This is a genomic window from Herbidospora galbida (assembly GCF_005233835.1).
Classification (GTDB): domain Bacteria; phylum Actinomycetota; class Actinomycetes; order Streptosporangiales; family Streptosporangiaceae; genus Herbidospora; species Herbidospora galbida.
The window spans coordinates 117,932-135,768 of sequence record NZ_SZQA01000022.1 but is presented as its reverse complement, the minus strand read 5'-3'; the positions used below and the strand labels follow the sequence as shown (position 1 = coordinate 135,768).

Sequence of the window (17,837 nt, the reverse complement as noted above, 5' to 3'; positions counted from 1 at the left end):
CCTTTCGTCAATATGACGATAACGCCCGCGACGAAAGGGCTCATCCCCGGGTGGCCACTTCGTCGCCTCTGTCGAGGCCGGGAAGCAACGTCTCGGCCAAATCGGCGCCAAGATCGACGATGCGGTTGTTTCGGTCGACGTGCACCACCCGGGGCGTGTGCACCCGCGCCTCGGCGTCGGTGAGCTGGCCGTACGCGATGATGATCACCAGGTCGCCCGGCGAGACCAGGCGGGCGGCGGCGCCGTTGATGCCGATGATCCCCGAGCCCCGGGGGCCCGGAATGGTGTACGTCACAAGCCGCGCCCCGTTGTCGACGTCGACGACGTGGACCTGCTCACCGGCCAGCAGGCCGGCCGCGTCCAGCAGGTCTTCGTCGACCGTCAGCGACCCCACGTAGTGGAGGTCGGCCTGGGTCACGGTGGCCCGGTGGATCTTGGCCGTGAGCATGGTCCTGAGCATCGCGGTCCTGTTCTCGAGGCAGATTCACTACGCGAGCCACGGCCGGCCTCCGGCCGTCCGCGTCTCGCTTCAGACAGTCAGCACAACGTTGTCGATCAGGCGGGTCGTCCCGACCTTGGCCGCCACCGCGAGGATCGCCTCCCCCCGGTGGCCCGCGGGGACCTCGTCGAACGTGGCGGGGTCGGCCAGCGTCAGGTAGTCGAGCAGCAGCGGGGGCTTGAGCCGGGCGGCCTCTTCGAGCACCGCCTTCGCGGCCTCCTTGGCCCGGTGGGGGCTGGCCGCGCCGGCGCGCAGGGCCTTCGACAGGTAGAGCGCCGTGGCCCGGTCGTCGGGCGACAGGTAGCGGTTGCGGCTCGACAGGGCCAGGCCGTCGGGCTCTCTGACGGTCTGACCGGCCACGATCGTCACGGGGACGTCGAGGTCGGCGACCATCCGGCGGATCAGGGCGAGCTGCTGCGCGTCCTTCTGGCCGAACACGGCCACGTCGGGCCGGGTCAGGTTGAACAGCTTCAGCACCACCGTAAGCACTCCGTCGAAGTGCCCCGGCCGGAACGCGCCCTCGGCGACCGTCCCCATCGCCCCGGCCGACACCGAGACCTGCCGGTCGGGCAGGTACATGTCCTCGACGGCGGGCGCGAACACGACGCTCACGCCCTCTTCGCCGCAGACCTCCAGGTCGTGCTCGAACGTACGGGGATAGCGCCCGAAGTCCTCGCCCGGCCCGAACTGGAGCGGGTTGACGAAGATGCTGACGATCACGTGGTCGGCCTGCTCGTGGGCCAGCCGGATCAGCGATCGGTGGCCGTCGTGCAGGGCGCCCATCGTGGGCACCAGCGCGTAGGAGCCGGGCCGTCGCGCGCCCGCGAGCTCCGCGCGGTTACCGGCGACCGTCAGGTCCATATGTTGCCTCCCAGCGCGTCGAGGAGCCGTTCGGCCGCCTCAGGCTTCAACAGACCCGCGGCCAGGGCGCGGTCGGCGGTCAGCCGGGCCAGCGCGATGTACGCGTCGGCCGCCTCGGGCGCCGCCAGGATCAGGGCGTCGACGTGTTTGCGTACCGTCTCGGCGTCTCCCCGGACCACCGGCCCGGTCAGCCCGGTGATCCCCAGCCGCAGCACGTTGTCGAGCGCGGCCCCCAGCAGGGGACCCAGCATCCGGCCGGGGTGCTCGACCCCGATGCGCGACAGCAGGTCCTGCGACTCGGCGATCAGCGTGACCATGTGGTTGGCGGCCCCCGCGACGGCCGCGTGGTAGAGCGGGCGGTCGCGGTCGTTGATCCAGACCGGCTCGCCGCCCATCTCGATCACCAGCGCCTCGGCCACCGGCCGCAGCTGCTCGGGCGCGGTCACCCCGAAGGTGCAGCCGTTCAGCCGGCCGAAGTCGTCGCCGCGACCGGTGAAGGTCATCACCGGGTGGAGCGCCAGCGGCAGCGCGCCCACGTCGGTCGCGGGCTGCAGCACGCCCAGGCCGTAGGCCCCGCTGGCGTGCATCAGCAGCTTGCCCCGCAGGTCGGCGCCGGTGGCCGCGAGCCCGGACACCAGACCGGGCAACACGTCGTCGGGCACCGTCAGCAGGATCAGTTCGGCCTTGCGCATGACCTCGTCGGGCCTGCTCAGGTCGACGCCCAGCAGGTCGTTCGCGCGTCGCTGGGACGCGTCGGATACTCCGCTGGCGGCCACCACCCGGTGTCCCGCCTGGGCCAAAGCGGCACCGAGAACGGAACCCACCCGTCCGGCCCCGAGCACCCCCACGTTGAGTCGCGCGGGGCGATCGCTTGTGTCCATGCCGTCCTCCCGACCGCCAGAGTAACGGCGGGGAGTTACTGGAAGCCGTAAGGGTCGGGGGGTCGCGGCGATCAAGAGTGTCCACATTCGGACACCGCTTCGTGGGTAGGGTCGTGCGGATGTGGGTTTCGTGGCGGGAGGCGACCCATCGGGCGCTCTACGGAGACGGCGGGTTCTACCTGAAGGAGCGCCCTTCGGCGCATTTCCGCACGTCCGTCCATGCCTCCCCGATTTTCGCCGAGGCCGTGGCCCGGCTGCTCGACCGGGTCGACGCGCGGCTCGGGCGTCCGGCGCGGCTCGACTTCGTCGACATGGGGGCCGGTGACGGGCGCCTGGCGGCGGGGGTGCTGGCGGCGTTCGGCGGCGACCGGCTCCGCGTGACGGCGGTCGAGGTGGCGTCGCGGCCGCCCGGCCTCCCCGCGGAGATCGAGTGGGCCGAGGAGGCCCCCGGGGAGATCACCGGTCTGGTCGTGGCCAACGAGTGGCTCGACAACGTGCCGCTCGACGTGGTCGAGCAGACCCACGAGGGCCCCAGGGTCGTCCTGGTCGACCCTGAGACGGGAACCGAGCGCCTGGGGCCCCTGCTCACCGAGCCCGCCGACCTCGCCTGGCTCGCCGCCTGGTGGCCGCTCCCCCGCGTCGGGTTGCGCGCCGAGATCGGCCGTCCGCGCGACGAGGCGTGGCAATCCCTTCTCGTACGCCTCTCGCGTGGCGTGTGCGTCGCCGTCGACTACGCCCACACCCTGGCCGACCGCCCCGATCTGGGCACCCTGACCGGCTACCGAGACGGCCACGCGGTGGCTCCCATACCGGACGGGACCTGTGACATCACCGCCCACGTCGCCCTCGACGCCTGCGCCCGGGGAGAGGGCCGGCTCACCACCCAGCGCGAGGCCCTGCGCGACCTGGGCCTGACCGGCGCCCGTCCGCCGCTGGCGCTGGCCTCGGAGGATCCGCGCGGCTACCTGCGGGCGCTGGCCCGCGCCTCGGCCGAAGCGGAGCTCATAGACCCCCGAGGGCTGGGAGGTTTCGGCTGGTTGGAGCAGGTACGGTAAAGGGCGTGGAGATCGAGCAGACCGCATTGCCAGGAATCGGCCTCAAACACGAGTTCACGACCCACACGGGCCGTCGCATCGGCATCGTGTCCCACCGTTCCGGCAGACGCGATCTGATCATCTACGACCGCGACGATCCTGATCGGGCATGTGAGAGCGTCCAGCTCACCGACGAAGAGGCCGACGCCCTCGTCGAACTCCTCGGCGCTCCCCGCATCGTCCAGCGTCTCAACGCCCTCCACCGCGAGGTCGAAGGCCTGGTCAGCGTGCAGATCCCGGTGACCCCGAGCTCGCCCTACGAGGGCCGCACGCTCGGAGACGCCCGCATCCGCACCCGCACCGGCGCCTCCGTGGTGGCCGTGGTGCGCGGTGATCAGGTGCACGCCAGCCCGACGCCCGATTTCGGGTTCCGGGCCGGAGACGTGGTCGTGGTGGTCGGCGACGCCGAGAACACCGCGGCGGTCGCCGACATCCTGGCTGACGGGTAGGTCACCGGGTGCACCACACCGCGATACTTTTCCTTGAGCTCGGCGGGGTCATCCTCGCGCTCGGCATCCTCGGGGCCCTGGCCCTCCGCGTCGGCATCTCGCCGATCCCGCTCTACCTCGTCGCCGGCCTCGCCTTCGGCACGGGCGGCATCCTGCCGCTCGCGACCAGCGAGGAGTTCATCGCCACCGGCGCCGAACTCGGCGTGATCCTCCTGCTGCTCACCCTGGGCCTGGAGTACAACGCCGACGAACTCATGACCAGCCTCAAGAGCAACGCGCCCAGCGGCCTGGTCGACCTGGTCCTGAACGCGGCCCCCGGGGCCATCGCCGCGCTGCTGCTCGGCTGGGGCCCGGTCGCGGCGGTCGCGATGGCCGGCGTCACCTACGCGACGTCGTCGGGCATCACCGCGAAGGTCCTGTCGGACCTGGGCTGGATCGGTAACCGCGAGACGCCGGTCGTGCTGTCGCTGCTGGTGTTCGAAGACCTGACGATGGCGCTCTACCTGCCGATCCTGACCGCCCTGCTGGCCGGGGTGTCGCTGCTGAGCGGCGCGATCACGGTCGCGATCGCCCTGGCGACCGTGACGGTGGTCCTGGTCGTGGCGCTGAAGTTCGGCGACTGGATCGAGAAGTTCGTCGCCAGCCCGAACTCCGAGGTGCTGCTGCTGAAGGTCATCGGCCTGGCCATGCTGGTCGCCGGCCTCGCCCAGCAGCTCCAGGTCTCGGCGGCGGTCGGCGCGTTCCTGGTCGGGATCGCCCTGTCGGGCGAGCTGGCCCACGACGCGCGGGCGCTCCTGATGCCCATCAGAGACCTCTTCGCGGCGGTCTTCTTCGTCTTCTTCGGTCTCCAGACCGACCCGGCGAAGATCGTTCCCGTGCTGTGGCTGGCTGCGATCCTGGCCTTCGTCAGCATGGTCACCAAGCTCGCCACCGGCGCCTTCGCGGCCCGGCGGGCGGGCATCGGCCGGGCCGGCCGGGTCCGCGCCGGCATCGCGCTCATCCCCAGAGGCGAGTTCAACATCGTCATCGCGGGGCTGGCCGTGGCGGCCGGGGCCCATCCCGACCTGGGGCCGCTCGCCGCGGCCTATGTGCTGATCCTGGCGGCCTTCGGCCCGCTGGCGGCCCGGTTGACCGCCCCGCTGGTGGCGGCGCTGACCAAGGCCAAACCCGCCACACACTGAGTGCACGAGCCCGGTTGTCCACAGCCTGTGGACAACCGGAGCGTGGCGCCGGCTACGGCGCGAACCAGGTGCGGCGGGCGGTGCCCGGGTAGGCGGAGCCGTAACGGAATCAGCTTGTGGACACCCGCAGTTCGGTGAGGCCGCGGATCACGTAGCCGGGCTTCCAGGTCGGCTCCTCGACCAGGTCGATCCCCCTGTCGAGAAGGGCGCCGAACGACTCGATGAGCTCGATGCGGGCCAGCGGCGCGCCCAGGCAGAAGTGGATGCCCGCCCCGAACGAGATGTGCGGATTGTCGGTACGCCCGGCGTCGAAGCGGTCGGGTTCGGCGAACACCGACGGGTCGCGGTTGGCCGAGCCGAACAGCAGGGCCACCTCGCTGCCGCGCGGGATCGGGGTGCCGCCGACCTCGATGTCCTCCAGCACCCACCGCTCGAACATCTGCAGCGGCGTGTCCCAGCGCATCATCTCCTCGACCGCCGTCGGCAGCAGCGACCGGTCTTCACGCAGCCGCTCCAGCTCGGCGGGGTTGCGGAACAGCGACCACCAGCCGTTGCCGGTCACGTTGACCGTCGCCTCGTGCCCGGCGTTGAGCAGCAGCACGCAGGTGCCGATCAGCTCGTCTTCCGTGAGCCCGACCTGGGTGAGCGCGCTGATCAGGTCGTCGCCCGGGTTCCCGGCCCTGACCCGGGACAGGTCGCGCAGATAGGAGGCGAACTCCTCGGCCGCCCGCGCGGCGGTGTGCTGGGCTTCGAGGGACGGGTTGAGCTCGTACATGCCGCAGATGTCGGCCGACCACGGCCGCAGGTAGGGCCGGTCCTGCTCGGGCACGCCCAGCATCTCGGCGATCACCGTCACCGGCAGCGGCTCGGCGACCTCGGCGATCAGGTCGCCGCCGCCCTTGGCGGCCAGCGCGTCGGCCAGGTCGGTGGCCATCGTCTTGATCCGGGGCCGCAGCGCCTCGACCATGCGCGGCGTGAACGCCTTGGACACCAGCCGCCGCAGCCGCGTGTGGATGGGCGGCTCGACGTCGAGCATCCCCGCCCGGACCACCCGCCAGAACGGCTCCTGGAACTCCGGCTCCGGCTCGTGCCCGAAGACGGAGTGGTCGTCGAGATGGAGGTACGACCGCCCGAGGCGCCGATCGCGCAGGAGGGCGTTGACGTCCTCGTAACGCGGGATCAGATATTGGTCGGTCTTGTCGAAGTGGTGAACCGGCCCGTCGGCGCGAAGATCAGCGTAAACGTCGTAAGGATGGGCCACGAAATCCGGGTTCCAAGGGTCAAACCGCACATTTCACATGCTAAACGGGCCGTGGCACGATGACACCATGAGCGAGATCGTGGTCGGCATGGGCGCGGGCGCCAAAGAACTCGCGACCGAGGACATGATCCTCAACATCGGCCCCCAGCACCCGTCGACCCACGGGGTGCTGAGGCTCCGCCTCACCCTCGACGGCGAACGCATCGGCACCGCCGAGCCGATCATCGGCTACATGCACCGGGGCACCGAGAAACTCTTCGAGGTCCGCGACTACCGCCAGATCATCGTCCTGGCCAACCGCCACGACTGGCTCTCGGCCTTCGCCAACGAACTCGGCGTGGTCATCGCGGTGGAGCGCATGCTCGGCATGGAGGTCCCCGTCAGGGCCGTCTGGGCCCGCACTCTGCTGGCCGAGCTCAACCGCGTCCTGAACCACCTGATGTTCCTCGGCAGCTACCCCCTCGAACTGGGCGCCATCACCCCGGTCTTCTACGCCTTCCGCGAGCGCGAGACCCTCCAGGCGGTCATGGAGGAGATCTCCGGCGGCCGGATGCACTACATGTTCAACCGCGTCGGGGGCCTGAAGGAGGAACTCCCCGAAGGCTGGATGTCCCGCACCCGCCAGGCCGTCGCCGACGTACGCCGCCGCCTCCCCGACATCGAGAACCTGATCTCCGGCAACGAGATCTTCCTGGCCCGCACCCGGGGCGTCGGCGTCCTGACCCCCGAGACGATCCGCCAGTACGGCGTCAGCGGCCCCATCGCCCGCGCGTCGGGCGTCGACTGGGACCTGCGGCGCGACGACCCCTACCTGGCCTACGGAGAGCTTCCGGTCAAGGTCGTGACCCGGGAGGCGGGCGACTGCCACGCCCGCTTCGAGGTCCTGTTCGACCAGGTCAAAGTCTCGCTGGACCTGGCCGACGCCTGCCTCGACCGGCTCGCCGACCTGCCGCCCGGCCCGATCAACCAGCGGCTCCCCAAGATCCTGAAGGTCCCCGAAGGCCACACCTACGCCTGGACCGAGAGCCCCCTGGGCATCAACGGCTACTACCTGGTCAGCCGGGGCGAGAAGACGCCGTGGCGGCTGAAGCTGCGCAGCGCCAGCTTCAACAACATCCAGGTCCTCCGCGAGATGCTGCCGGGCCACCTGGTGGCCGACATGGTCGCCATCCTGGGATCGATGTTCTTCGTCGTCGGCGACATCGACAAATGATCAGGCGGGCCGCTGGTTCTGGCCGTTCTCGTCGCCCGGAATCCGGCAGCAGAACTCCAGGTAGAGCGCCGCGCACACCAGCAGCACGGCCGAGAGCAGCGACCCGGCGGACACGAGCGCGTCCTGCCGGGGCCCGGGGATGTCGAACATCCCCAGGGTGTGGATGAAGAAGCCCGCGAACACCCCCGCGAACGCCGCCCCCGCGAGCGCCGTCGCCTTGGCCAGCGCCGCGAGCCGCGCCACCACCAGGGGCTCAGGCGGAGTGGTGTCCTCTTTCCGCATGATCCGCCCCCGGGTCAGCCACCCCGTGTACGCCTCCCCGATCGCCAGCAGCAGGAACGTGGGGATGGCCGTCCACGGCACCTGCGGCAGACTCGCATAGGCCCCCTGCAGAAACGCCCAGGTCACGACGGCGAACACGACCACGACGCCGACGAGCACACCGGGATTGCTGGGCTTCACGACAAGACTCCTAAAGCGGGGGTTCCAGTGACAGGTCAGCCCGGAGGCGCACGCCGCTCTGGTCGAGACCGGCCAGCAACGCCGCCACCGACCCCCGCCCCGGCAGCACCGCCGAGGCGTCGGCCTGCGCCCACGGCACCAGCACGAAGGCCCTTTCGTGGGCGCGCGGATGAGGCAGGATGAGTTCGGCCTCGTCGGACATGAGGCTGCCGACCATGATGATGTCGACGTCGAGGGTGCGCGGCCCCCAGTGCTCCTTCCGGACCCGCCCGAACGCGTCTTCCACCCCGAGGGCCCGGTCGAGCAGGGTCCGGGGGTCGAGCGAGCTCTCGGCGATCACCACGGCGTTCAGAAAGGCCCCCTGCGAGGGCCCGCCGACGGGATCGGTCTCATAGACCGGCGACAGCGCCACGAACGACATGCCGGGCGCGTCGAACAGCGCGTCGAGACCGCTCTGCAGATAGTCCATCCGCTGCCCGAGGTTGGAGCCGAGCGAGAAGACGACCCTCACCGCGACCTCCTGACCGTCACCACCACGTCGTCGAACGGCAGGGGGATCGGCGCCGCCGGCTTGTGCACACTGAGCTCGACGTTCTCCACCAGCTCATAGCGCAGACAGACCGCCGCCAACCGCTCGGCCAGCGTCTCGATGAGATCGACCGGCTCCCCCTCGACCACGGCCACCAGCTCGAGCGCCAGCGCCCCGTAGTCGACGGTCTTGGTCAGATCGTCACCGGCCGCCGCCGGCCGCACATCGAGGAACAGCGTCGCGTCGACGACGAACTCCTGCCCCAGCTCACGCTCAGCGGGCAGGCAGCCATGCCGCCCCCTGGCCCGAAGCCCTTTCAAGCTCACCGTATCGAGGCCCACGACACCTCCGCACCGATCTCCTCCGGGCTTCCTGCCCGAGATCACTTTCTACAGCCAACCGATTCCGACGACCACAACGCCCCCCGCCCGAACCCACATTCCACGAAACCCCAAAAACCCAACCCATCCACCACCAACCAAGCCCCGCCCCCTTCCCAGGGCCCCACAGGGCGCGAGCAAGCGCCGTCGGCAACCACGGCCCCTCTGCACAGCCACCCGGCCAGAACGGCGACCTGGAGGGCTCTGAACGACGCCGACCGTCTTGGAGCTGCACCAAATACCGCACAACCACCGATCTAGGCGACGTGATGACGCATGTGCGTCGGGTGCCCCAAGTTTGGCAATGCGCGGCCGGAAGACGCAGAACCATTCCGCCCACACCCGAATCCAAAAGCCCGCATCACTCACCAGACGGGAATTGCCGCACAGCCCAGCGCTCAAAGGCACGCCATTCACACAAACCAGCGCATGCCAGCCCACCAGGGTCCTCCGCCTACAAGCGCAGACCCCACCTAATTCCCCGCATCAGGCCGCCAAGACCCAGACTGTGCACGCCCTTAAGCCAAACAGCACGCCATCGCACTCAACGCCCCACCCCAGCACATGCCCGAACGTAGAGCCCTGCGGCCTGCCCCTCACCCGCGTCGCGTGGTCTAGCTCGCACCGCGCCGACCACCCGTGCCGCAACCAGTTCATCGGCTTGAGAACGGCACCCCTGAGCGCAAGTCGCAGGCCCAATCGAAAGCAAGGAACCGCTCAGGTCAGGGCGTCTCTTCTTCTTCCTCGTCGTCGCCCGTCTGCAATACCGGCGACCCGTGGTGGTGCCACAGTCTCCAGCCACCCGCCGTCTTCACGAACGTGTTCGTCGCCACCACGCGCCCGGCGGCGAACCCCGTGTCCCCCACGTCTTCGGCGTCGGCCGCCGTCAGGATGTTCTCGGCGCAGGTCAGCACCGCCACATTCCCTAAAACCGTCGTTTGTACGTCAGTAAGCACAAACTGGATATAAGGCGTGTTGGCCATGATCAGCGCCCACGACCGCAGCACCTCGCCACGACCCGACAGCATCGGCCACCCGGGATGGACGCACATCGCCACCAGGTGGTCAGGCACGTCCTCCACCCAGATCTCGGACATCCGATCCAGGTCGGCGCTTTCGATCGCGGCGTAAAAGGCCTGGTTGAGGTCTTCAACCTCTTTCATCGGCTGCCCTCCACGCCGCGGCAACCCGTACGGCGTCGGCGTTGGGTCGGACGTCGTGGACGCGAACGCACCAGGCGCCGTCTCGGGCGGCGAGCGCGGTGACCGCCAGGGTCGCGTCGTCGTTCTCGGCGAACGGGCGGGGTTCGCCGTCGGGACCGGCGAGCAGCCGGCCCAGGAAGCGTTTGCGGGACGCCCCGATGATCAAGGGACGGCCCAGTTCCCGGAGGCGGTCGAGACCGGCCAGGAGCGCCCAGTTGTGGTCGGCCTGTTTGGAGAACCCCAGACCGGGGTCGAGGATCAGCTGCTCCTCGCGGACGCCCTCGGCGAGCACCGAGTCGACGCGCTTGCGCAGCTCTTCACTCACCTCGGTGACCACGTCGCTGTAGATCGCCCGGCTCTCCATGTCTCTGCTGTGGCCGCGCCAGTGCATCACCACGTAGGCGACGCCGGAGGCGGCCACCACCCGGGGCATCACCGGGTCGGCCAGGCCGCCGCTCACGTCGTTGACCAGCCGGGCCCCGGCTGCCACGGCCACCTCGGCGACCTCGGCGCGCATGGTGTCGACGCTGACGACCACGCCCTCGGCGGACAGGGCGCGGATCACCGGCTCGACCCGGCGCAGCTCCTCGTCGAGGGAGACCCGGGCGGCCCCGGGACGGGTCGACTCCCCGCCGACGTCGACGATGTCGGCACCCTGCTCGACCAGGGCCAGGCCGTGGGCGATGGCGATCTCGGGGTCGAACCATCGGCCGCCGTCGGAGAAGGAGTCGGGGGTGACGTTGACCACGCCCATGACGAGGCAGCGCCCGGCATCGGGCAGCCCCGGCACGGTGAACGCGCTCATCAACGGCTCCTCATGTGGTCGATCGGGATCAAGCCTAGGCGTTCCGGCATCTCGATCCGCCGCCCGGGGGCCACCTGTGGATAACGATCGAAAACTAGCGGCCGATGATCAGCGACATCGCCTCGGCGCGGGTCTTGTCGTCTTCGCGGAAGATGCCGCGGACCGCCGAGGTGATCGTCTTGGCGCCCGGTTTGCGGACGCCCCGCATGGTCATGCACATGTGCTCGGCCTCGATGACCACGATCGCGCCGCGGGGTTTCAGGACCTCCATGAGGGCGTCGGCGACCTGGGAGGTCAGCCGCTCCTGGACCTGGGGCCTGCGGGCGTAGAGGTCGGCCAGCCGGGCCAGCTTCGACAGGCCCGTCACCTGGCCCTTGTCGTTGGGGATGTAGCCGATGTGGGCCACCCCGTGGAAGGGCACCAGGTGGTGTTCGCACGTGGAGTAGATCTCGATGTCGCGCACCAGGACCATCTCGTCGTGGTCGGCGTCGAACACCGTCGTGAGTACGTCTTCCGGCCTCTGCCCGAGCCCCGCGAACTGCTCCGCGTAGGCTCGGGCGACGCGCGCCGGGGTCTCGACCAGGCCCTCACGGCCCGGATCTTCGCCGATCGCGATGAGAATCTCGCGTACGGCCGCTTCGATCCGGGCGTTGTCGACCTGGAGAGGCTTGCCAACCACTTTTCTTACGCCTCGTCCTTTTGGGGTGCGGGCTGCGCGACGGGCGAGCCGTTGCCGGAGGCGATGGCGGGGGCGCCGTGACCGTTGGCCGCGGCGACCTCCTTGGGCGTGATGACCGGAGGACGGTCGGAGGGCAGCCGCTTGCCGTAACCGGCGTAGGACGGACGCTTCTCCCTGACCACGATCGGGCTGAAGATCTCCAGCACCTGCTCGCGGGACAGGGTCTCCTTCTCCATCAGCTCCAGCACCAGGTTGTCGAGCACGTCACGGTATTCGACCAGGATCTCCCAGGCCGCGTCGTGTGCCGACTCGATCAGGCGGCGGACCTCGTCGTCGATCGACGACGCGATCTGCTCGGAGTAGTCGCGCTCGTGGCCCATCTCGCGGCCGAGGAAGACCTCGCCGTTGCCGGAGCCGAACTTACGGGCGCCGAGCTTCTCGCTCATGCCGTATTCGGTCACCATGCGGCGGGCGATGGAGGTCGCCTTCTCGATGTCGTTGGAGGCGCCGGTCGTGGGCTCGTGGAAGACGAGCTCCTCGGCCGTGCGGCCACCCAGCAGCATCGCGAGCTGGTCGTTCATCTCGGAGCGGGTGGCCAGGAACTTGTCTTCCATCGGCAGCGTCATCGTGTAACCGAGGGCGCGGCCGCGCGACAGGATCGTGATCTTGTGGACCGGGTCGGAGTTGGGCAGCGCGTGGGCCACCAGGGCGTGGCCGCCCTCGTGGTACGCGATGATCTTCTTCTCCTGGTCGGACATGACCCGCGACTTGCGCTCGGGGCCGGCCATCACGCGGTCGATCGACTCTTCGAGGATCTCCATCGTGATGAGCTTCTTGTCCTGGCGGGCCGTCAGCAGCGCCGCCTCGTTGATCACGTTGGCCAGGTCGGCGCCGGTGAAACCGGGCGTCCGGCGGGCGATGACGTCGAGGTCGACGCCTTCGGCGAACGGCTTGCCGCGGCCGTGCACCTTGAGGATGCCCTTACGGCCCTCGAGGTCGGGACGGTCGACGGTGACCTGCCGGTCGAACCGGCCGGGACGCAGCAGCGCCGGGTCGAGGATGTCGGGCCGGTTCGTCGCGGCGATGAGGATCACGCCGCCCTTGACGTCGAAGCCGTCCATCTCGACGAGGAGCTGGTTCAGCGTCTGCTCGCGCTCGTCGTGACCACCGCCGAGACCCGCGCCGCGGTGACGGCCGACGGCGTCGATCTCGTCGATGAAGATGATGGCGGGGGCGTTGGCCTTGGCCTGCTCGAACAGGTCGCGGACGCGGCTCGCGCCGACACCCACGAACATCTCGACGAAGTCGGAACCGGAGATCGAGTAGAACGGCACCCCGGCCTCGCCGGCCACGGCCCTGGCGAGCAGGGTCTTACCGGTTCCGGGCGGGCCGTAGAGCAGGACGCCCTTGGGGATCTTCGCGCCGATGGCCTGGAACTTCGCCGGTGCCTGCAAGAACTCCTTGATCTCCTGGAGCTCCTCGATGGCCTCGTCGGCTCCGGCCACGTCGGCGAACGTGGTCTTCGGCGTGTCCTTCGTGATGAGCTTGGCCTTCGACTTGCCGAAGTTCATCACCCGGGAGCCGCCGCCCTGCATCTGGTTCAGGAAGAACAAGAAGAAGAGCACGATCAGAATGATCGGCAGGAAACTCATGAGCAGGGTGACGAAGAAGTTCTCCTTGGGAACCTCGACCGTCCACCCGTTCTTCGGGTTCGCCTTCGCGAGCGCCTCAGTGATCTGGACGCCCTGACCGGTCACCCAGGAAGCCTGGATGCGGTCGGTCGACTTGCCGCCGACCTGAATGGGCTTGGCCAGGGTCACCGCGGCGACCTGGTCTCTGTCGGTCACCTTGGCGCTGACCACATTGCCGCTGTTGATCTGCTGGAGAACAGTGGAGGTGTCGGCGGTGGTGTAATTGCCGCCGGTGTTCATCAACGTCGTGACGAGCAGCAGAAGCACGACGATGCCCAGGATCCACAGCAGTGGCCCACGTGTAAATCGCTTGAGATCCATCCGATGCGGAACCCCGGCGGGCCCGTCCCTTCCTGACCAAGGCCTGGCCCCCTTTGGGTAAAGGGGGTCGCGGCACCCTTTGCCGCTCCTTCTGACTACCCAGGGCCGCCCCCGGGTTATCAGAAGGTACACCGAGCCGCCGGTGAGGGTCACCGCCCGGCAGGCTCGGGCATTGCTCATCCAACGTACGTCAGGGACAGGCGTGTTCCCTTCGCGGAGAGCAAATATCAAGCCTCCGGAGGGGCCACTTCGCTCAGGGCTTATTCGCCGCCATAGACATGTGGCGCGAGAGTGCCGATGAATGGGAGGTTTCGATAGCGCTCGGCGTAGTCGAGCCCGTAGCCGATGACGAACTCGTTGGGGATGTCGAAACCCACATATTTGACGTCGAGGGGCACCTTCACCGCGTCGGGCTTGCGGAGCAGGGTGCAGATCTCGACGGAGGCCGGGTTGCGCGACTGGAGGTTGTTGAGCAGCCACGACAGGGTCAGGCCCGAGTCGATGATGTCCTCGACGACCAGCACGTGACGACCGGCGATGTCGGTGTCGAGGTCTTTCAGCACCCGCACCACGCCCGACGACTTGGTGCCGGCGCCGTAGGACGACACCGCCATCCAGTCCATCTGGACGGGCACGTGGAGCGCGCGGGCCAGGTCGGCCATCACCATGACGGCGCCCTTCAGCACCCCGACGATGAGCAGCTCGTGGCCCGCATAGTCGGCGTCGATCTTCCCGGCGAGTTCCCTGATCTTGGTCTGGAGCTCTTCCTCGGAGATGAGGACCCTGGACAGGTCTCTGCCCATGTCGGCTGCGTCCACCTGCGAATTCCTTACGAGAGGGAGCTGGTGAACATCAGCCTGCCATATCGGCGAACCACACCCACCCCTCCGGGTAGGTCCACCCCCTTCTGCCCCGTCCAGCTGGTGATCAGCCGCTCGGCCTCCTCGATGTGCACGGCCGCGAGGGCCGAGGGCGGCGACCCGGCGGCGACGGCGGCCCGGTGGATCACCCGGCGGCGTACCGCCGCGGGCAGTTCGGCGAGGAGGGCGGTGGACAGGCCGGTGCCGAGGTCTCTGGCCTCGGCGTAGACGCGGTCGGCCCAGTCGTCGAGGGCGTCGGCGTCGTCGCGACAGAGCCGGGCGGTGCGGGCGAGCGCGTCGGCGATGCCGGGGCCGAGCTCGGACTCCAGGAGCGGCAGCAAGATTTGCCGTACTTTGACCCGGGTGAACCGCGGGTCGTCGTTGTGGGGGTCGTGCCAGGGGCTCAGGCCGAGTGCTTCGCAGGCCTCTTCCGTTCTTGTACGGCTCACGCCCAGCAGTGGCCGCCGGTAGACGCCCGAGACCTCCGCCATCCCCGACAGGGAGCGCGAGCCGCTGCCCCTGGCCAGCCGCAGCAGCACGGTCTCGGCCTGGTCGTCGCGGGTGTGGCCGAGCAGGATCACGGCGCCGAGACGGGCCGACACCTCGTCGAGGGCGGCGTAGCGGGCGATCCGGGCCGCCGCCTCCGGCCCGCCGAGGGTGCCGACCTCGACGGTGACCGCCTCCGAATAAGAGTCCAGGCCCAGGCCGGGCGCCAGACGTACAAGATCATCGGCTCTTGACCGGGAACCGGGCTGCAGGGCGTGGTCGACCGTGACCAGCCCGGCGCGGAGGCCGAGTCGCGGGGCGACGAAGCCGAGGCAGGCGGCCAGCGCCAGGGAGTCGGCGCCGCCGCTGCAGGCGGCGAGCACCAGACTGCCCTTGTCGAGGTCGGAGAGCGATGCGCGGATCGCGCGGCGGACGTCGGCGACCGCCGGATGAGGACCCATCAGGCGGACTTGTGATCAGGCTCCAGCGCGTTGGTGGCGAGGACCCGGCGCATCCACGCCTGGGGATCGGAGATCTCCTGGCGGGTGGGCAGGGTCTCCGGGGAGGTCCAGACCCGGTTGAAGCCATCCATTCCGGCCTCTTCGACCACGGTGGTCACGAAGGAGGAGCCTTCGGCGTACTGCTTCATCTTGAGGTCGACGCCGAGCAGGCGGCGGATCACCTGGTCGACGCGGGAACCGCCCGCGCGGCGCTGCTGGAACTTGGCCCGGATCTCGGCCACCGAGGGCACCACGCTGGGGCCGACGGCGTCCATCACGTAGTCGCCGTGGCCCTCGACCAGGGTCATCACGGCGGTCACCCGGTCGAGCACGGCCTTCTGCTCGGGGGTCTGGATGGCCTCGATCAGGTTGCCCTCGCCGCCGCGGAAGGCGTCGGCGACCGCGTCGGTGACGTCGCGCATGCGGTCGAGGAGGGTCGACAGGTCCATGTCGGAGATCGTGAGGAACTCCTTCATCTGGGCCTGGAGGTATTCGCGCAGCCACGGGACGCCGGTGAACTGGACCCGGTGGGTCTCCTCGTGGAGGCAGACCCAGAGTCGGAAGTCGCGAGGGTCGACGCGCAGCTCGCGCTCGGTGTTGACGATGTTGGGGGCCACCAGGGTGAGGCGGCCGGTCGGGGCGTTGCCGTCGGGGTCGGGCGGCAGGAACAGTTCGTACTGCCCGAGGACCCGGCTGGCGAGGAAGGCCAGGACGGCGCCCACCTCGACGCCGGTGATGCGCGAGCCGACGGCGCTGACGATGGCCGGCATGTTGCCGACCTTCTCGGACAGCGGTTCGAGGACGACCTTGAACCCCTCGACGTTGGCCCGGATCCAGCCCGGACGGTCGACGACGGTGGCCTCCTCAGGAGGCGCCGAGTCGATCCCGGTGAACTCCTTGACGTGGACCTCGGCCTCGCGCGACAGGCGCCGAAGCTCGCTGACGGCCTGTCTTGCTTCTTCACGGCTCACCTGTGGCCCCGGGCGGACGAGCCTGACTCCGGTAGCGACGGCGAGATCCCAGTCGATCACCTGCATGTTCACCACCGTATGTCGTCGGTTCAGGCGGCGCGCGAGACCAGGGTCGCCAGCCGGTCGAGCGCCTTGACGGTCTTGCCGGGGTCGGTGACGCCGTTGGCCATGAACGCGAAGCTCAGCAGCCTCCCGTCGGCGGTGTGGACCAGGCCCGTCAGTGTGTTCACTCCGTCGAGCGTGCCCGTCTTCGCCCGGACCAATCCGGCTCCGGCCTTCGAGTCGGCCTCGCCGTAGCGGCCGTGGAGGGTGCCGGTGAAGCCCGCGACGGGCATTCCGCTGATCAGCGAGTGGAGCTGCGGGTGTTGGGGGGAGGCGCCCAGCGCGACGAGTTTCGCCAGCGCCGCCGGGGTGATCTTGTTGGCGGTCGACAGGCCGCTGCCGTCGTGCACCTCCACGCCCTGGGTGATCCCGAGGCGGGTCAGCACAGCCCGGTAGGCCTTGGCCTGACCGGCGTAAGTGTGCGGCTGCTTCTCGGCGATGGCCACGTGGCGGCCCAGCGCCTCGGCCAGGTCGTTGTCGCTCTCGGTCAGCATGCGCTCGACCAGGGCGTAGACCGGGGCCGACTCGACCCGGGCCAGTTCCCGGCCGGGCTGGCCCGCCTTGGCGGGCTTGATCGTCTTGCCGACCTTGATGCCGTATTTCGCCAGGAGGTCGCCGAACGCCCGGGACGCGTCGGCCGGCGGGTTCGCCGAGCGGGGGGCGTCGTTGCGGGGCACCAGGCGGCCCTCGTCGATGGCCAGCGCGGTCACCGGGGAGGCGCTGCCCTCGGGCACGTAGGTCGGTTTCCAGCCCGGCGCGGTGACCGGGCCCTGGAAGAGCGAGGCGTCGTAGGACAGCGTGACCGACTTCACTCCGGCGGCCTTGAGCGCCTTGGCGGTGCGGGAGGCGAGCGTCTGGAGGCTGGCCGCCCGCGGATAGTGGTCGCGGGGGTCGGCCTTGGGCCCGGCCAGGGTCGGATCGCCGCCGCCGACCAGAACGATCTTGCCGGGGGCGGTCTGGACGACCGTCGTGGCGAACGTCACATCGGCGCCGATCGAGGCGAGCGCCGCGGCGCCGGTGACCACTTTGGTGGTGGACGCCGGGGTCAGCGCGGTGGTCGAGCCCTCATCGAACAGCGTCTGCCCGGTTTCTGTGTCGATGACGGTACCTGCGACCTTGCCCCCGATTCCCGGGTCACCCATGGCGTCACGTAGCAGGGTGGTCAAAGTACTCTTAGCCGGGAGAGGGCCGTCGAGCGCGGCGACCAGAACAGGCGGTGCCGTGACGATCGGTGTGGGGGCCGGTTTGGGGGCCGCGGCCTGTATCGGAATCCGCTCGTTGCCGTTGACCACGAGGTAGACGCCCGCGGCGATGACGAACATCTGAAGCAGCGCGAGGGTGGCGACAACCACCCAACGCTCGCGTCGCACCACGTGACCTCTCCCTAGTTACGCCTACGAGACACTAACG

The 17,837-nt window shown here is 69.5% G+C and carries 19 protein-coding genes; 4 read left to right on the top strand and 15 right to left on the bottom strand.

Features of this window, described 5'->3' with window-relative positions:
- Window positions 1-40: 40 nt before the first annotated feature.
- From panD to FDA94_RS22615, 3 genes are all read right to left on the bottom strand, one after another.
- Complete coding sequence (gene panD / locus FDA94_RS22625) at window positions 41-460, bottom strand: aspartate 1-decarboxylase (protein WP_137249082.1); 420 nt, start codon at window positions 458-460, stop codon at window positions 41-43.
- A gap of 69 nt (window positions 461-529) precedes the next feature.
- Window positions 530-1,360: a pantoate--beta-alanine ligase gene (gene panC / locus FDA94_RS22620; RefSeq protein ID WP_137249081.1), complete on the bottom strand. Its 831-nt coding sequence runs from the start codon at window positions 1,358-1,360 to the stop codon at window positions 530-532.
- On the bottom strand, window positions 1,351-2,241 hold the full coding sequence (locus tag FDA94_RS22615; protein ID WP_137249080.1) for a Rossmann-like and DUF2520 domain-containing protein: 891 nt from the start codon (window positions 2,239-2,241) through the stop codon (window positions 1,351-1,353). Before FDA94_RS22615 ends, panC begins: the two co-directional genes overlap by 10 nt.
- 119 nt (window positions 2,242-2,360) lie before the next feature.
- Here FDA94_RS22615 and FDA94_RS22610 point away from each other — a divergent pair, with 119 nt between their 5' ends.
- Genes FDA94_RS22610 through FDA94_RS22600 form a run of 3 tightly spaced genes read left to right on the top strand, consistent with a single transcriptional unit; the run spans window position 2,361 to window position 4,965 of the window.
- Complete coding sequence (locus FDA94_RS22610) at window positions 2,361-3,296, top strand: SAM-dependent methyltransferase (protein WP_137249079.1); 936 nt, start codon at window positions 2,361-2,363, stop codon at window positions 3,294-3,296.
- 5 nt (window positions 3,297-3,301) lie between these two features.
- Window positions 3,302-3,784 (top strand): cation:proton antiporter regulatory subunit, encoded by a 483-nt coding sequence (locus FDA94_RS22605; RefSeq protein ID WP_030452956.1) that lies wholly within the window; start codon window positions 3,302-3,304, stop codon window positions 3,782-3,784.
- A gap of 8 nt (window positions 3,785-3,792) precedes the next feature.
- Window positions 3,793-4,965: a cation:proton antiporter gene (locus FDA94_RS22600; RefSeq protein WP_137249078.1), complete on the top strand. Its 1,173-nt coding sequence runs from the start codon at window positions 3,793-3,795 to the stop codon at window positions 4,963-4,965.
- A gap of 109 nt (window positions 4,966-5,074) precedes the next feature.
- On the opposite strand, the gene FDA94_RS22595 is transcribed toward FDA94_RS22600, so the two are convergent.
- Window positions 5,075-6,256: a cytochrome P450 gene (locus tag FDA94_RS22595; protein WP_137249077.1), complete on the bottom strand. Its 1,182-nt coding sequence runs from the start codon at window positions 6,254-6,256 to the stop codon at window positions 5,075-5,077.
- A 37-nt stretch (window positions 6,257-6,293) separates the two neighbouring features.
- Between FDA94_RS22595 and FDA94_RS22590 the strand changes: the two genes are divergently transcribed.
- Window positions 6,294-7,439: an NADH-quinone oxidoreductase subunit D gene (locus FDA94_RS22590; protein ID WP_137249076.1), complete on the top strand. Its 1,146-nt coding sequence runs from the start codon at window positions 6,294-6,296 to the stop codon at window positions 7,437-7,439.
- On the opposite strand, the gene FDA94_RS22585 is transcribed toward FDA94_RS22590, so the two are convergent.
- The 11 genes from FDA94_RS22585 to dacB all read right to left on the bottom strand — a co-directional run bounded on the left by FDA94_RS22585 (window position 7,440) and on the right by dacB (window position 17,797).
- Window positions 7,440-7,901, bottom strand: coding sequence for a DUF3180 domain-containing protein (locus FDA94_RS22585; protein ID WP_137249075.1), 462 nt, complete (start codon window positions 7,899-7,901; stop codon window positions 7,440-7,442).
- A 10-nt stretch (window positions 7,902-7,911) separates the two neighbouring features.
- Window positions 7,912-8,412, bottom strand: coding sequence for a 2-amino-4-hydroxy-6-hydroxymethyldihydropteridine diphosphokinase (gene folK, locus FDA94_RS22580; protein ID WP_170991074.1), 501 nt, complete (start codon window positions 8,410-8,412; stop codon window positions 7,912-7,914).
- Window positions 8,409-8,771, bottom strand: a complete 363-nt coding sequence (gene folB, locus FDA94_RS22575; protein ID WP_137249074.1) for a dihydroneopterin aldolase — start codon at window positions 8,769-8,771, stop codon at window positions 8,409-8,411. Before folB ends, folK begins: the two co-directional genes overlap by 4 nt.
- Window positions 8,772-9,532: 761 nt before the next feature.
- On the bottom strand, window positions 9,533-9,973 hold the full coding sequence (locus FDA94_RS22570; protein WP_137249073.1) for a nuclear transport factor 2 family protein: 441 nt from the start codon (window positions 9,971-9,973) through the stop codon (window positions 9,533-9,535).
- Window positions 9,960-10,817 carry a dihydropteroate synthase gene (gene folP, locus FDA94_RS22565; protein ID WP_137249072.1) on the bottom strand — a complete coding sequence of 286 codons (858 nt, stop codon included), beginning with the start codon at window positions 10,815-10,817 and terminating at the stop codon, window positions 9,960-9,962. The genes FDA94_RS22570 and folP overlap by 14 nt, the downstream gene beginning before the upstream one ends.
- Window positions 10,818-10,911: 94 nt before the next feature.
- Complete coding sequence (gene folE, locus FDA94_RS22560; protein ID WP_137249071.1) at window positions 10,912-11,496, bottom strand: GTP cyclohydrolase I FolE; 585 nt, start codon at window positions 11,494-11,496, stop codon at window positions 10,912-10,914.
- A gap of 5 nt (window positions 11,497-11,501) precedes the next feature.
- Complete coding sequence (gene ftsH, locus FDA94_RS22555; RefSeq protein WP_137249070.1) at window positions 11,502-13,508, bottom strand: ATP-dependent zinc metalloprotease FtsH; 2,007 nt, start codon at window positions 13,506-13,508, stop codon at window positions 11,502-11,504.
- 260 nt (window positions 13,509-13,768) lie between these two features.
- Window positions 13,769-14,326, bottom strand: a complete 558-nt coding sequence (hpt, locus tag FDA94_RS22550; RefSeq protein ID WP_062336902.1) for a hypoxanthine phosphoribosyltransferase — start codon at window positions 14,324-14,326, stop codon at window positions 13,769-13,771.
- A gap of 11 nt (window positions 14,327-14,337) precedes the next feature.
- Window positions 14,338-15,318 (bottom strand): tRNA lysidine(34) synthetase TilS, encoded by a 981-nt coding sequence (gene tilS / locus FDA94_RS22545; RefSeq protein WP_137249069.1) that lies wholly within the window; start codon window positions 15,316-15,318, stop codon window positions 14,338-14,340.
- Window positions 15,315-16,391, bottom strand: a complete 1,077-nt coding sequence (locus FDA94_RS22540) for a zinc-dependent metalloprotease (protein ID WP_170991072.1) — start codon at window positions 16,389-16,391, stop codon at window positions 15,315-15,317. The genes tilS and FDA94_RS22540 overlap by 4 nt, the downstream gene beginning before the upstream one ends.
- 23 nt (window positions 16,392-16,414) lie before the next feature.
- On the bottom strand, window positions 16,415-17,797 hold the full coding sequence (gene dacB / locus FDA94_RS22535) for a D-alanyl-D-alanine carboxypeptidase/D-alanyl-D-alanine endopeptidase (RefSeq protein ID WP_246060092.1): 1,383 nt from the start codon (window positions 17,795-17,797) through the stop codon (window positions 16,415-16,417).
- Window positions 17,798-17,837: the final 40 nt, after the last annotated feature.

Excerpts from the sequence above, each read along its gene's own strand:
- FDA94_RS22590 (WP_137249076.1), top strand. The coding sequence starts at position 6,294 with ATGAGCGAGATCGTGGTCGGCATGGGCGCGGGCGCCAAAGAACTCGCG.
- FDA94_RS22615 (WP_137249080.1), bottom strand. The coding sequence starts at position 2,241 with ATGGACACAAGCGATCGCCCCGCGCGACTCAACGTGGGGGTGCTCGGG.
- FDA94_RS22610 (WP_137249079.1), top strand. The coding sequence starts at position 2,361 with ATGTGGGTTTCGTGGCGGGAGGCGACCCATCGGGCGCTCTACGGAGAC.
- panD (WP_137249082.1), bottom strand. The coding sequence starts at position 460 with ATGCTCAGGACCATGCTCACGGCCAAGATCCACCGGGCCACCGTGACC.
- folP (WP_137249072.1), bottom strand. The coding sequence starts at position 10,817 with ATGAGCGCGTTCACCGTGCCGGGGCTGCCCGATGCCGGGCGCTGCCTC.
- FDA94_RS22570 (WP_137249073.1), bottom strand. The coding sequence starts at position 9,973 with ATGAAAGAGGTTGAAGACCTCAACCAGGCCTTTTACGCCGCGATCGAA.
- FDA94_RS22540 (WP_170991072.1), bottom strand. The coding sequence starts at position 16,391 with ATGCAGGTGATCGACTGGGATCTCGCCGTCGCTACCGGAGTCAGGCTC.
- panC (WP_137249081.1), bottom strand. The coding sequence starts at position 1,360 with ATGGACCTGACGGTCGCCGGTAACCGCGCGGAGCTCGCGGGCGCGCGA.
- ftsH (WP_137249070.1), bottom strand. The coding sequence starts at position 13,508 with ATGGATCTCAAGCGATTTACACGTGGGCCACTGCTGTGGATCCTGGGC.